Source organism: bacterium, from assembly GCA_020440705.1.
GTDB lineage: Bacteria > Krumholzibacteriota > Krumholzibacteriia > LZORAL124-64-63 > LZORAL124-64-63 > JAGRNP01.
Genome location: JAGRNP010000109.1, coordinates 1 through 13,375, shown reverse-complemented (window position 1 = coordinate 13,375; position 13,375 = coordinate 1). Strand labels below are relative to the sequence as shown.

The 13,375-nt window shown below is 70.6% G+C and carries 14 protein-coding genes; 1 reads left to right on the top strand and 13 read right to left on the bottom strand.

The features are described 5' to 3' along the window. Positions 1-218, bottom strand: a 218-nt coding sequence (locus KDM41_14230; GenBank protein ID MCB1184584.1) for a flavodoxin-dependent (E)-4-hydroxy-3-methylbut-2-enyl-diphosphate synthase, incomplete at its 3' end; no start/stop codon positions are given. 176 nt (positions 219-394) lie between these two features. Between KDM41_14230 and KDM41_14225 the strand changes: the two genes are divergently transcribed. Further along, positions 395-1,531, top strand: a complete 1,137-nt coding sequence (locus tag KDM41_14225) for an amidohydrolase (protein ID MCB1184583.1) — start codon at positions 395-397, stop codon at positions 1,529-1,531. Here KDM41_14225 and selB read toward each other — a convergent pair. The 12 genes from selB to KDM41_14165 form a co-directional block, all read right to left on the bottom strand. Continuing rightward, entirely contained in the window at positions 1,528-3,438 is a 1,911-nt protein-coding gene (selB, locus tag KDM41_14220; GenBank protein MCB1184582.1) for a selenocysteine-specific translation elongation factor, read from the bottom strand. The two genes, KDM41_14225 and selB, sit on opposite strands and share 4 nt — an antisense overlap. A gap of 16 nt (positions 3,439-3,454) precedes the next feature. Further along, positions 3,455-4,711, bottom strand: a complete 1,257-nt coding sequence (gene murA, locus KDM41_14215) for a UDP-N-acetylglucosamine 1-carboxyvinyltransferase (protein ID MCB1184581.1) — start codon at positions 4,709-4,711, stop codon at positions 3,455-3,457. Between the two features lie 39 nt (positions 4,712-4,750). Continuing rightward, the gene (locus tag KDM41_14210; GenBank protein MCB1184580.1) at positions 4,751-4,942 is read right to left on the bottom strand and encodes a hypothetical protein; all 192 of its coding nucleotides are present in this window, start codon (positions 4,940-4,942) and stop codon (positions 4,751-4,753) included. Next, positions 4,939-5,859: a lysophospholipid acyltransferase family protein gene (locus KDM41_14205; GenBank protein MCB1184579.1), complete on the bottom strand. Its 921-nt coding sequence runs from the start codon at positions 5,857-5,859 to the stop codon at positions 4,939-4,941. The genes KDM41_14210 and KDM41_14205 overlap by 4 nt, the downstream gene beginning before the upstream one ends. A gap of 2 nt (positions 5,860-5,861) precedes the next feature. After that, positions 5,862-6,767 (bottom strand): peptide chain release factor N(5)-glutamine methyltransferase, encoded by a 906-nt coding sequence (gene prmC / locus KDM41_14200; protein ID MCB1184578.1) that lies wholly within the window; start codon positions 6,765-6,767, stop codon positions 5,862-5,864. A 58-nt stretch (positions 6,768-6,825) separates the two neighbouring features. Continuing rightward, positions 6,826-7,899, bottom strand: a complete 1,074-nt coding sequence (prfA, locus tag KDM41_14195) for a peptide chain release factor 1 (GenBank protein ID MCB1184577.1) — start codon at positions 7,897-7,899, stop codon at positions 6,826-6,828. Continuing rightward, positions 7,896-8,957 (bottom strand): DUF1385 domain-containing protein, encoded by a 1,062-nt coding sequence (locus tag KDM41_14190; GenBank protein ID MCB1184576.1) that lies wholly within the window; start codon positions 8,955-8,957, stop codon positions 7,896-7,898. The genes prfA and KDM41_14190 overlap by 4 nt, the downstream gene beginning before the upstream one ends. Before the next feature lie 183 nt (positions 8,958-9,140). Beyond that, positions 9,141-9,356, bottom strand: coding sequence for a 50S ribosomal protein L31 (gene rpmE, locus KDM41_14185; GenBank protein ID MCB1184575.1), 216 nt, complete (start codon positions 9,354-9,356; stop codon positions 9,141-9,143). A 225-nt stretch (positions 9,357-9,581) separates the two neighbouring features. Beyond that, positions 9,582-10,829, bottom strand: a complete 1,248-nt coding sequence (gene rho, locus KDM41_14180) for a transcription termination factor Rho (GenBank protein MCB1184574.1) — start codon at positions 10,827-10,829, stop codon at positions 9,582-9,584. 378 nt (positions 10,830-11,207) lie between these two features. Further along, positions 11,208-12,419 (bottom strand): tetratricopeptide repeat protein, encoded by a 1,212-nt coding sequence (locus tag KDM41_14175; GenBank protein ID MCB1184573.1) that lies wholly within the window; start codon positions 12,417-12,419, stop codon positions 11,208-11,210. Between the two features lie 210 nt (positions 12,420-12,629). Continuing rightward, the gene (locus tag KDM41_14170; protein MCB1184572.1) at positions 12,630-13,187 is read right to left on the bottom strand and encodes a periplasmic heavy metal sensor; all 558 of its coding nucleotides are present in this window, start codon (positions 13,185-13,187) and stop codon (positions 12,630-12,632) included. Continuing rightward, on the bottom strand, positions 13,184-13,360 hold the full coding sequence (locus KDM41_14165; GenBank protein ID MCB1184571.1) for a hypothetical protein: 177 nt from the start codon (positions 13,358-13,360) through the stop codon (positions 13,184-13,186). Before KDM41_14165 ends, KDM41_14170 begins: the two co-directional genes overlap by 4 nt. Positions 13,361-13,375: the final 15 nt, after the last annotated feature.

Here is a 13,375-nt window from a genome sequence, read left to right as displayed (position 1 = left end):
TCGGCCGCGGCCTGGTCGTTCACCGTGATCCGCACGATCTCCGAGCCGGCCGTCGCCAGCTCCTTGATCTGCTGGATGGTCGCCTCGGCGTCGCCGGTCTTCGTGGTGGTCATGCTCTGCACCCGCACGGGGGCGTCGCCGCCGATGGTGATCCCGCCGACGTCGATCTGGCGGGTCTGGCGGCGCGGCGCGCAGATGGGGCGATTCAACTGGTCCATGACGGCTCCCGGTGGACGCGGACGGCGCACCATGCGCCGCCTGCCGGTGGAGCGGGCAATATAAGGCCGTTCGGATCCGCCTTCAAATCCCCGCGCCGCAGGTTCGCGGTGGCGAGGGCGGCCGTTCGGCGCCAGAATGACGGCGGAACCGGTCCCCCGCATCCCTGGAAGGTGACATGACGAACCCGCCCCTGGTCGATCTGCGCCACGAACTCCATCGCCGCGCCGAGCTCTCCGGGCACGAGCGCCGCACTGCCGCCTTCGTGGCCGAACACCTGCGCGCCTCCGCCCCGGACGGTCTCGTTGCCGATCTGGGCGGACATGGCGTGGCGGCCGTCTTCGCGGGCGCCGCGCCCGGGCCGACCCTGCTCGTGCGGGCCGACCTGGACGCCCTGCCCCTGCCGGACCGGGCGGCGCCCGGGTGGGCCAGCACGACGGCGGGCGTCTCCCACCGCTGCGGCCACGACGGCCACGCGACGATGCTGCTCGGCCTGGCCCGCGCCCTGGCCGACCGCCGCCCGGAACGCGGTCGGGTCGTGCTCCTCTTCCAGCCGGCCGAGGAGACCGGGCACGGGGCCCGCACCATCCTCGCTGATCCCGCCTTCGCCGGCATCGCGCCGGACCGGGTCCTGGCCGTGCACAACCTGCCCGGATTCCCGCTCGGCACCCTCGTCCTGCGCGAGGGACCTTTCGCCTCCGCCTCGTGCGGCCTGGAGATCATCCTCACGGGCGTGACCTCCCATGCCGCCGAACCCGAACGGGGACTCTCCCCGGTGCCCGTCGCCGCCGAACTCGCCCTGCAGCTGCCCCAGCTGCCGGCGGCCACGGTGGACAGCGGACCCGGCGGGCTCGTCACGGTCGTGGGGGTCGATGTGGGCAGCGATGCATTCGGCGTGAGTCCGGGCACCGGACGGGTCCTGGCGACGCTGCGCACCGCGACCGACGACCAGATGGCGGCGCTCAGGGACGCGGCCCGGCGCCTGGCCGGGGATCTGGCGGCGCGATCCGGAATCGCATGGGCGATCCGCTGGCACGAGGAGTTTCCCGGCACCGCCAACGACGCGAACATCGTCGGGCACCTCACGGCCGCGGCGGAACGGGCGGGGATCCCGATACGGCGGCCGCGGGAGCCCTTCCGGTGGTCCGAGGATTTCGGCCATTTCACGGCGCGCTGGCCCGGCGCCCTGGTCGGGCTCGGCTCCGGCGAGTCCCAGCCGCCCCTGCACCACCCGGACTACGACTTCCCCGACGCCCTGCTCGAGCCCGGTGTCGCGTTCTGGCGCCTGGCCGTGGACGCCCTGCTCGCGGACTAGTCGGCGAGCGCCGACCCCGCCACCCGCACGTCCCCGCGCCGGACGGTGTAGTTCCGGTCGTCCAGGTACTCGAGCATGGGGATGCCCAGCTTGCGGGTCAGGCCGCTGAGTTCGCGGAACTCGCCGAAGGCCATTTCCGGCGCAACGGCAAAACCCGCGCGGAGCCGGTCCAGCAGATCGGCGAAGGCGGTTGTGGAAACGATGTACTCGTTGGCGATGGCCACCGCCTCGCCGCGATCGACGAGGTGGCGCACCACCTCGGCCGCCTTGAATTCCGCCAGGGCCGGTTCGGCGGCCGCCCGACGGAAGACCGGCGAGTCGTCGCCCCACTTCTCCTGCCCCGGCCAATCCAGGCCGAAGGCGACGAGTTCGGCCCGGGCCGTCTCCATGGCGGCGGCCAGCGGTGCCGACAGCACCGGTCCTTCCGGCGACGGCCCGATGCGGTCGCCCACCACGCACCACGGCTGCTCGGTGGCCAGGTGCTGGCACACGGCGCTCCACTCGGCCACCCCGCCCTTGAACCGGCAGCGCTTGCGGCACTCCTCCCGGGGCATGCCCAGGCGCAGGGGAAAGCGCTCGGCGTAGGCCGCCACGAGTCCGCCGATCTCCGCGCCCAGCGCCGCCAGCAGCTCGCGGTCGTACAGCCGCCGGCCCACCGCCACGGCGGCCGGATCATCCTGCTGCCCCAGGGCCTCGGCGATCGGCAGGCCCGCCGTGCCGGCTTCCCGCAGGTTCTGGCGGAAGAGGGCCGCCGGGTCGCCGTCCTCCATGATCGCCAGGTTCGCCAGGGCCTTCTCGGCGAAGCGCTTGTGCCGCCCCGGCGCCGGGTCCAGCACGACGCCGCCGGCGATGCTCGTCACCGGCGAGTAGAAGCGCAGCACGAGGCGGTCGCCGCGGGCGGCCACGAGCTCGTCCTCGAGGTGGAGCTGGGCCAGCCCCGAGCGCGCGCCGTCGGCGCCGAGCTCCTCCTCGTCCAGCAGCACGATGCGGCCCAGCACCTCCCGGCCGGCGTGGTGCACGTGCAGCCGCTGCCGGTTCTTGATCACGCCCTGGTAGTGGGTCATGACGTTCACGCGCAGGTCGAGCCGTCGCGTCACCTGCGCGCCGCCGTTCCCCACGAGCTGCCAGCCGCGGTCGATCTCGTCCTTCTTCACCCCGTGCAGGGCCAGGGCCAACCGCTGGCCCGACGCCCCCCGCTCGGCCTTGCGGCCGTGCACCTGCACCTCGCGCACGCGCACCGTCTGGCCGCCGGGCTCGAGCTGCACCTTGTCGCCCACGGCCACGGTGCCGGCCCAGCAGGTGCCCGTCACCACGACGCCGGCCCCGGGCATGGTGAACACGCGGTCGACCGGCAGGCGGAACGCCCCCTCCTCCGCCCGCGCCGGCAGGGCGAGGGCCTCGGCCCGCAGCGCCGCCTTCAGTTCGGCCAGCCCCGTCCCCGCATGGGCCGAGACCGGCACGACGGGCCGGCCCTCCAGGAAGGTGCCGGCCACCAGCTCGCGCGCCTCCTCGGTGGCGACGGCCAGGATCTCCTCGTCGACCATGTCGATCTTGCTCATGACCACGACGCCGCCGCGCACGCCGAGGGAGTCGAGGATCTCCAGGTGCTCGACGGTCTGGGGCATCACGCCCTCGTCGGCCGCCACCAGCAGGAAGGCCAGGTCGACGCCGCCGGCGCCCGAGACCATCTGCTTGACGAACTTCTCGTGCCCGGGCATGTCGACCACGCCGAGCACCACGCCGTCGCCCAGCTCGAGCTCGGCGAAGCCCAGCTCGATGCTGATGCCCCGCTCGCGCTCCTCCTTCAGGCGGTCGGTGTGGGTGCCGGTCAGGGCCGTGATCAGGGCGGTCTTGCCGTGGTCCACGTGGCCCGCGGCGCCCAGGATGAAGTGTCGCGTGTCGCTCATCGGATCGGTCTTCCCCTCAGCTCTTCTCGCGCCGGATGCGCGCCCCCAGGGCGCCCAGGCGCTCCTCGATGCGCTCGTAGCCACGGTCGATGTGGTAGACGCGGTTGACGATGGTCGTCCCCTGCGCCGCCACGCCCGCCAGCACCAGGGCCGCGCTGGCCCGCAGGTCGGTGGCCATGACCGGCGCACCGGAGAGCCGCTCGACGCCGCGGATCGTCGCCTGCGCCCCGTCGATGCGGATGTCCGCGCCGAGACGCTGCAGTTCGGCCACGTGGGTGAAGCGGTCGAGGTAGATGGTCTCGGTGATGTGGCTCGTGCCTGCGGCCAGGGTGCAGGCCGCCATGACCTGGGCCTGCATGTCGGTGGGGAAGCCCGGGTAGGGCCGCGTGACCACCTCCACCGGCCGCGGCCGGCCCTCCGCCGCGATCGTCAGGGCGAACTCGTCGCGGACGATGGTGCAGCCCATCTCCTCGAGCACCACGCGCACGGGTTTCAGGTGGGCCGGATCGACGCCCGTCAGCTTCACTTCGCCGCCGGCGAGGGCCACGCCGGCCATGATCGTGCCCGCCTCGATGCGGTCGGCGATGACGCGGTGCGCCACGGGTTCGAGCCCGCCGACCCCCGTCACGCGCAGGCTCGACGTGCCCACGCCCTCGATGAGGGCGCCGGCGCGCACGAGCGCCTCGGCCAGCTGCGTCACCTCGGGCTCGACGGCGCAGTTCTCCAGCTCGCTCACGCCGTCGGCGAGCACCGCCGCCATGAGCACGTTGCAGGTGCCGCCGACCGAGACCGGCTCGAAGCGGAATCGCCCGCCGCGCAGGCCGTTCTCCGCCCGCGCATCGATGTAGCCCCCGTCCAGCCGGATCTCCGCCCCGAGGGCCTTCATGCCCTCCAGGTGCAGGTTCACCGGCCGCGGCCCCCAGGCGCAGCCGCCGGGCAGCGACACCCGCGCCCGACCGTGGGCGGCCAGCAGGGGGCCCAGCACGTAGATGCTCGCGCGCATCTTGCGCACCAGGTCGTAGGGCGCCTCGGTGCCCGCCAGGTCGGACGTGTCGATGACCATGAAATGGTCGGCGAACTCGATGCGCGCCCCGAGCCCCGCGAGAATCGTCGCGAAGAAGCGCACGTCCTGCAGGTGGGGCACGTTGTCGATCACCGACCGCCCCCGCGTCAGCAGGGCGGCGGCCATCAGCGGCAGCACGGCGTTCTTGGCGCCGCCCACGGCGATCTCGCCCTGCAGCGGCGTCGGTCCCTCGATGACGAATCGGTCCATGTGCGTTCCTTCGTCGGCCCGCGCGCGGCGGGTGTTCCGTCAGACCCCGAACCGGGTCCGATGATGCGCGAGGTGCCTGGCCATGGCCAGCCCGGCTTCGGCGGCGCTCATGCGCCCGAACACGGCATGCCGCTGCGGCCCCCGCCGCCGCCCCGGCCTCGGCGCGCCCACCAGCGCATCGCCGATGCCCGCCACCGGCACGGCGGCATCCCGCCGGCCCGGCCGGGTCATGACCGCCCGCCTCCGTCGTCCGCGGCGTCCGGCGGCTGCGTCTTCCAGCGCCGGTGGATCCAGTAGTACTGGTCGGGCGCCTCGCGCACCGCCGCCTCCAGCCGGGCCGTGTGCCGCTCGGTCAGGCGCGCGATGCCCTCCTCCTCGCTCCAGGCCGGATCGATCTCCAGCGGCGGTTCGACGCGCATCACGTGTGAGCCGTCGGGCTGCCGGAAGACGAAAGCCATGATGATGGGGCAGCGCGCCTTCATGGCCATGGTGGCCACGCCGCGGTTCACGGACGCCGGCCGGCCGAGGAAGTCGACGAACTGGCCCTTGCGGCCGGCGTCCTGGTCGCCCAGCAGCGCCACGAACTCGCCCCCGGCGATCACCTCCTGCGAGCGGGCGAAGGCGCCGCCTGTGCGGATCAGCCCCACCCCCTCGCGGGCCCGGATGCCGTTGTAGAACGCGTCGATCAGCCGGTTCGACTGGGGCTTGACGATGCCGTGCACCTTCAGCCCCTGCACCGCCGCCCGCGGCAGCATCAGCTCGAAGTTGCCGAAGTGGCCCGACATGAACAGTCCGCCCTCGCCCCGGGCGAGCACCGCCTCGACGTGCTCGTAGCCCTCGATGCGCACCTGGCGCCGCAGATCCTCGCGGTCGCGGTGGCCGGCAGCCAGGAACTCGACCAGCATCATGCCGAGGTTGCGGTAGAAGGACGCCGCCGTGGCTTCCAGCCAGGCCTCGTCGTGCTCGGCGCCGAAAGCCGCCCGCAGGTTGCCCAGGACCACGCCGCGGCGGAAGCGCACCACGCCGTACACGAAACCGCCGAGCCCGCGGCCCGCCGCCAGCAGCGCCCGCCGCGGCAGCAGGCGCGTCAGCAGGAAGACGAACCGGAAGACGCCGTACTCGAGCCGGTGCTTCACGCTCACGGCCACGCTCAGTCCCCCCCGGCCGGCCGGCCCCAGCGGGCCGTCACGACCCGGTCGCGACCGGCGAAGTCGGGCGCCACCTGCACCTCGTCGCAGCCCGAGGCGACGAAGATGGCCGCCACGTCCGCCCCCTGATCGTCGCCGATCTCCACCGCCACGTGCCCGCCCGGGCGCAGCCAGCGCGCGAGCCCCGCCGCCAGGGCGCGGTAGAACACGAGCCCGTCCTCGCCCCCGTCCAGGGCCGTGTGGGGGTCGTGGCCCCGCACCTCCTCGGGCAGGCCGGCGATGTCGGCCCGCCGGATGTAGGGCGGATTGCTCACGAGCAGGTCGACGTGGCCCCGCAGGTGGTCGGGCAGGGGTTCGAAGCGGTTGCCCTCGTGTACGTGCAGCCGCGTGTCGGCCCCGAGGGTGTGGGCGTTCTGCCGCGTGAGGGCGACGGCCGCCGGGTTCACGTCGACCGCGTGCACCGTCAGGCGCGGCAGCTCCAGGGCCAGGCTGACGCCGATGATCCCGCTGCCGCAGCCGATCTCCACCGCCACGGGGGCGACCAGCCCCACGTCGCCCGGCGCCAGCAGCCTCACGCAGGCCTCGACGAGGCGCTCGGTCTCGGGTCGCGGGATGAACACGCCCGGCGCGACCTTGAAGACGCGCGAGTAGAACTCGGTTTCGCCGAGGATCTGCTGCAGGGGCTCGCCCGCCGCGCGCCGCCTCACGACGCCCCGGAAGCGTTCCAGCTCGGTCCCCAGCACGGGCCGGTCGAACTGCATGAAGAGCTCGATGCGGGTCAGGCCGAGGACGTCGGCCAGCAGGCGTTCGGCGTTCAGCTTGGGCGAGGCGACGCCCTTGCCCCCGAAGTAGTCGGCGGTGACGCGGATCAGCTCGCGGACGGTCTTCTGGTCGGAAGCACTGGTCATGACGGTCCGCGGGGTTCGGGTGGGCCGCGCCGATGGCCGCGCGACGTGCTCGGAGCGGCTACCCGGCGCGGGTGGCGGCCAGGGCCTCCTCGCGCCGGTAGGCGAGGATCGCGTCGACCACCTCGCCCAGCTCACCGGCCATGATGGCATCCAGGCTGTGCACGGTCAATCCGATGCGGTGATCGGTGACCCGGCTCTGGGGGAAGTTGTAGGTGCGGATCTTGGCGCTGCGGTCGCCCGTGCCCACCTGGCTCTTGCGCTCGGCGGCGATCTTCGCCTCCTGCTCGGCGATGGCCGCCTCGAGGATGCGCGAACGCAGCACGGCCAGGGCCTTGGCCTTGTTCTTGTGCTGGGACTTCTCGTCCTGGCACTGGGCCACGATGCCCGTCGGCAGGTGCGTCACGCGCACGGCGCTGTCGGTGGTGTTCACCGACTGGCCCCCCGGACCCTGGGCCCGGTACACGTCGATCTTGAGGTCGGCGTCGTTGATCTCCACGTCGACTTCCTCGGCCTCGGGCAGCACCGCCACGGTGATGGCCGAGGTGTGGATGCGCCCCTGGCTCTCGGTGGCCGGCACCCGCTGCACGCGGTGCACGCCGCTTTCCCAGCGCAGCATCCCGAAGGCGCCCTCGCCGCGCACGGCGTAGATCGCCTCCTTCACGCCCCCGGCCGCCCCCTCGGTCATGTCGATCAGCTCGGTCTTCCAGCCCTGCTTCTCGGCGTAGCGCAGGTACATGCGGGCGACCTCCTCGGCGAACAGCGCCGCCTCGTCGCCGCCGGTGCCGGCGCGCACCTCCAGGATCGCGTCGCGGTCGTCGTTGGCATCGTGGGGCAGCAGCGCGGCCTCGAAGGCTTCCTCGGCCTCCTCCAGCTTCGGCTCGAGGGCCTCCAGGTCGTCCCGGATCATGGCGATCATGTCGTGATCCGACTCGGACTTCAGCAGCTCGCGGTTGTCGCGGACCTGCTCGTGCAGCTCGAGCCAGCGCTCGCCGATGGCGAGCTGCTTGCGCACGCGGGCGTGTTCGCTGGTGAGCTTGCGGTAGTTGTTCTGGTCCTTCACCGCATCGGGCCGGGACAGGGCCTCCCCCAGCTCGGCGTAGCGGGCGCGCAGGGTCTCGACGTTGGCTTTCAAGCGGATTCTCCCACACCGGCCTCGGGACGCACGTCCGGGTCGGCTTCGGCGGCAGGGTCCCCTGATGCGGCGGGCATGTCGTAGTAGACCCGCTCGCGGAAATCGTCGGCCTCCGGCGTGAGCACCGACCGCAGTGCGGCCATGGCCACCGAAAGCTGGTCGTCGTCGGGCTCGCTGGTGGTGATCTTCTGGAGCAGCAGCCCCGGCGCGATGGCCGGCTGGATGAACCAGGCCTTGGCGTACTTGCCGGACAGCTTGATGGCCTCGTAGGCCAGCCCGCCGATGATCGGCACGAAGGCCAGGCGCTGCAGGCGGTCGGCGATGGTCTCGGGCCGGCCCAGGAACGAGAAGACCACGATCGAGATCAGCATCACGAAGAAGAGGAAGCTCGTGCCGCAGCGCGGGTGCAGGGTCGTGTAAGGCCGCGCGCCGTCGGCGTCGAGGCTCCTGCCGTTCTCGAAGGCGTGGATGCTCTTGTGCTCGGCACCGTGGTACTCGAAGACCCGCGCCATGTCCGGCAGCTTCGAGATGATCAGCAGGTAGAGCACGAACATGATCACCCGGAAGAGCCCGTCGACCGCGTTCCAGGTGATGCTGTGCTCGCCTTCCGGCACGACCAGGTCGGTCAGGATGATGGGCAGGTAGAAGAACAGCCCCAGGCTGAGCACGAACGAGAAGGCGATGGTCCCCCACATGAGGATCGTGTCCCAGGTCGACGACTTGCGGTCCTCGACCCGGTCCTCGCTGGTGGCCTGCTCGGCCGAGAACATGAGCGAATCGATGCCCAGGGCCATGCTCTCGATGAGGTGGATCCCCCCGCGCAGCACCGGGACGTTCAGGAACTTCAGCTTCCGCATGACGCTGCGGAAGATCTTCTTGCGGATGACGATGCGCCCGTCGGGCGTGCGCACGGCCATGGCCATGTACTGCGGGCTGCGCATCATCACGCCCTCGATGAGGGCCTGCCCGCCCACGGCCAGGTCCATGCAGCGCGCCTCCTCGGCGCCGATGGCGGCGGGCTGGTCCGGGTGATTCGCCAGGTGCTCGTTCGCGGACATCGGATCGGGCTTTCGACAGGGTCCAGGTGGGGCTGCGGAACGGATTCCGCGCGGGCCCGGGACGACTTCCCGGAATTCCGCGCCCCCGCAAGATACGAAAAGGGCGTCGGGACAGCACCCGACGCCCTCGAGATGTTCATCGCGCCGCACCGCCCTCCCGAGGACGGGCGGGCGCGCGCCCAACTACTTCTTGTTGTAGTTGCTGTCGGCGTAGCGCTTGCGGAAGCGCTCGACGCGACCGGCGGTGTCGACGATCTTCTGCTGGCCCGTGTAGAACGGATGGCAGTTCGAGCAGATTTCGACGTTCAGCTTGTCCTTGGTCGAACGGGTCTGGATCACGTTGCCGCAGAGGCAGGTGATCGTGCAGTCGACGTACTTCGGGTGAATGTCTTTCTTCATGGTCCTCGTTGCCTCTTTTGCGGGCCACCCGCCCGAAGCGGGGTTTCTCCCGGGAACTGCCAACTGGGCCGGGCGAACCGGTGAGGGCAAAAAGAAATAAGAGTTCGGCCCGGATGCAAGGTATTTTTGGGGCCCCGGCCCTCCCGCCGGGAACGGCCCGAATCGGCCCGGAAGCCCCGCAGGGGGCCCCGGAAGGCGATCCGGGGCCGGCAACCGGGCTATTTGCTAGGCGTTCATGGCGGCCAGGAACTGCTCGTTCGTCTTGGTCTTGCCCAGTTTGTCGATCAGGAATTCCATGGCCTCGGTCGGGTTGTAGTCGTTCAGGTACTTCCGCAGCACCCAGATCTTGGCCAGATCCTTGGCGTCGATCAGCAGGTCCTCCTTGCGGGTCCCCGACTTGAAGATGTCCATGGCCGGATAGACGCGCCGGTCGGCGATCTTGCGGTCGAGCACCATCTCCATGTTGCCCGTGCCCTTGAACTCCTCGAAGATCACCTCGTCCATGCGGCTGCCCGTCTCGATCAGGGCCGTGGCGATGATCGTCAGCGAGCCGCCGTCCTCGATGTTGCGGGCCGCGCCGAAGAAGCGCTTGGGCTTCTGCAGGGCGTTCGAGTCGACACCGCCCGAGAGGATCTTGCCCGAGTGGGGCACCACGGCGTTGTGGGCCCGCGCCAGGCGCGTGATCGAGTCGAGCAGGATCACCACGTCCAGGCCGTTCTCGACCAGCCGCCGGCTCTTGGCCAGCACCATGTTCGCCACCTGCACGTGACGCTCGGCCGGCTCGTCGAAGGTCGAGCTGACGACCTCGCCCTTCACCGACCGCGCCATGTCCGTCACTTCCTCGGGCCGCTCGTCGATGAGCAGCACGATCAGGTGCACCTCGGGATGGTTGGCCGTGATGGCGTTGGCCACCTGCTGCAGGATCATGGTCTTGCCCGCCCGCGGCGGCGACACGATCAGGCCGCGCTGGCCCTTGCCGATGGGGCTGAGCAGGTTGATCAGCCGGGTGGTCATGTTCTTGGGCTGGTGCTCGAGATTGAGGATCTGCTCGGGGTACAGCGGCGTCAGGTTGTCGAAGAGGGTGACCTTCTTGGCCGTGTCCGGATCCTTGTAGTTGACCGACTCGACCTTCAGCAGGGCGAAGTAGCGCTCGTTGTCCTTGGGAGGCCGCACCTGGCCGCTGATGGTGTCGCCCGTCTTGAGATCGAACTTCTTGATCTGGGACGGGGAGAGGTAGATGTCGTCCGGACCGGGCAGGTAGTTGTACTTCGCCGACCGCAGGAAGCCGTAGCCTTCGGCCAGCACCTGGAGCACGCCCTCCGCGTAGATCAGGCCGTTCTTCTCGGTCTGACCCTCCAGGATCTTGAATATGAGTTCGGATTTGCGCAGGGTGCTCAGCGCCTCGATGTTCATACCGCGCGCGACTTCCACGAGTTCGTGGATGTTCATCTCCTGCAGTTCCTTGATGTCCATTTCTCTCCTCGATACCGAGCGGTTGCAGTCTTTGCGGGGATTCCGGGTCCGGGGACCGGTCGCTTCCTTTCCGGAGTGGCGGCAAATTCGGCACGGGAAAGGGCGGAACGGGTCCGGAACGGCTTGCAGGGCCCCGACGGCGCAGGTGGCCGCCTGGGAGTCGAATCGTGGAATGTCCCCTGGGTTGGTCGGTTCGGCTGCCGCACCGCCCGGGGGCGGGTGGCGACCGATTCATGGCAGTAGCCTTGTGGTATGCCGGCAGTCTAGCACAATCCGGGCCGCCGGGCCCACAACTTTATGATTTTTCGCCGTCAGCCGGCGAAAGAACGCCGCGCACCGGCCGGACCCTCCGTCGGGCCGGTGCGCGTGGTGGCGTCGCTAGGGAGTTTCCTTGAGCTGCTCGTAGGTCTTGAAGTTCGCCTCGGACGCCTTGAAGTCGCCGAGCTCCATCTGAGCGAGGCTAAGGTAGAAGAAGCCGTCCGGATTGGCCACGAAATTGTTCGTCATGGCCACGCCGACCTCGGTCGAGCGCGTGAGCATGGCCTTGTACTCGGCCTCGAGCTCGGCCTTGCGCGCCGGATCGGTCTCGTTCGCGTACTGCTCCTTGAGGTGCTTGCCGTAGTTGTAGTACGTCCGCACGCGCATGAGCATCGTGTTCTCGGTCGGGATCGTCTCGAGGTTCGCCGCGCGGTCGAGCACGCCGATGGCGTCCTCGTAGCGCCCCACGTTGGGCGACGAGTACCAGGTGCCGGCGCTGACGAGCATGGCCTTGTTGTCCGCGTCGTTGCCGGCGTCCGTGTCGGCCTCGTGCAGGTCGACGATCCGCACGTAGAAGTCGGCGGCGCGGGCGTAGTCGCCGTCCTCGATGGCGAGGCGGGCGATGTCGGCGAGCAGGTCGGTGTCGTCGCCGTGCTCGCGCAGCAGGGTGTCGAAGATCTCGCGGCCCTCGTCGTTGCGACCGAGGGCGACCAGCACGTTGGCCTTGTTCACCTGCAGGTCGTAGGCTTCGGGCTTCTCCGCGAGCACCTGGTCGATCAGGGTGAGGGCCTCGTTCAGCAGTTCGTCGCGCTGGTCGAGGTACTTCTCCTCCTGGGACATCTGCATCTTCATGCGGGCGATGCTCTTGACGGGCGTCAGGGAGTCGGGCAGCGAGGCGTAGGCCAGCCGCAGGTGGCCCTCGGCCTGCTCATAGAACTTCTCGTCCCAGTCGAGCTTCGCCTGGCGCAGGCGGTTGTTGTAGTTGTACTCCAGCGAGGTCTGGACCTCCTCGGCGAAGTGCTCCGAGTCGAGGCCCAGGCAGCGTTCGTAGGCCTCGTAGGCCAGCTGGTAGTTCTTGAGCGCCTCGGGGTAGTCGTCGGCCTCGACGGCCTCCTCGGCCAGGTGGCTGTAGGCCTCGCCCAGGTAGTAGTAGGCGTCCGGCTCGTCGTCGCGGTACTCGAATCCCTCGTGGATCACCTGCACGGCCTTGTCGTAGTTCTGCTCGTCGATGTAGAGGATGGCGCTGGTGGTATGGGCGGAGCGGCATCCGACCACGGCGAGAGCCGCCAGGACGAGCAGACCGGCCAACAGGAGATAACGCACTTTGGACATGAAGATACTCCCCTAGGGAATGCGGACGGACGGTGATGCCGGTTGACCGGGGCGCCCCGCGCGGGGCGGTCGCAGCCCGATGTGTGGTGGGGAATGGCGACGCCGGATCCGATGGCGGCCGGACCGCATCACGCGCAAAAGCCTCTGCGCGTAATAAGTAAGAAATCGGAACGGAGGCTGTCAACCAGCTTTTGGCCGCCCCGACGGGGCTCAGCGGCCCGGATGCCCCCCGTCCGGATGGCCAGGACCGCCTCCGCGCCCGGCACCGCGGCCCCCGCCGCGCGGAATGAAGTCGAGATAGGCCTCGCGCTGGCCGGGCTCGAGGGCCTCCAGCTCCCGCAGCAGGGTCTCGGTGGCCAGCGAATCCATCTCCGCCTGGCGCCGACCGACTTCGGCCATGGCGTCGCGCAGGGCCGGCCGATCGACCGGGCCGGTGATCATCAGCTCGCGCACGCGCAGGCGGGCGGCGAACAGGTTCCGGCGCGCCCGCCGCAGGCGCCCGTCCAGATCGGCCTGGGCTTCGCGGAACGCCTCGACCTGGGCCGGGCTGAGATCGAGTCGCCGGGCCAGGTGGCCGAGACGCCGGTCCATGATGCGCCGCCAGGCCGTCGAGTCGGCGCCGGCACCCTGCTCCCAGCCGGGGCCATCGCCACGCCGTCCCGGCCCGAACTCCTCGCGCAGCGGGCCGCCGCCGCGCAGCACCCGCACCCCGAGCCCCACGTTCAGGCCGAGCGAAACGAGCAGGATCAGGATCCAGATCTTCCTCACGAGCCGTCCTCCCCCGTCCCCGCCGCGAGCCACAGGGCGCTGAAGCCCGCGTCGGCCGTCGCGTCGGCCTCGACCCAGAACGAACCGCCGCCACCGGTCCCGGCACGCGCCTCGCTCCCGCCCCCGCCCGGCAGCAGCACGCCCAGGGCGAGACCGGCCGCCAGGGCCGCCACGGCCCAGCCCGTCTA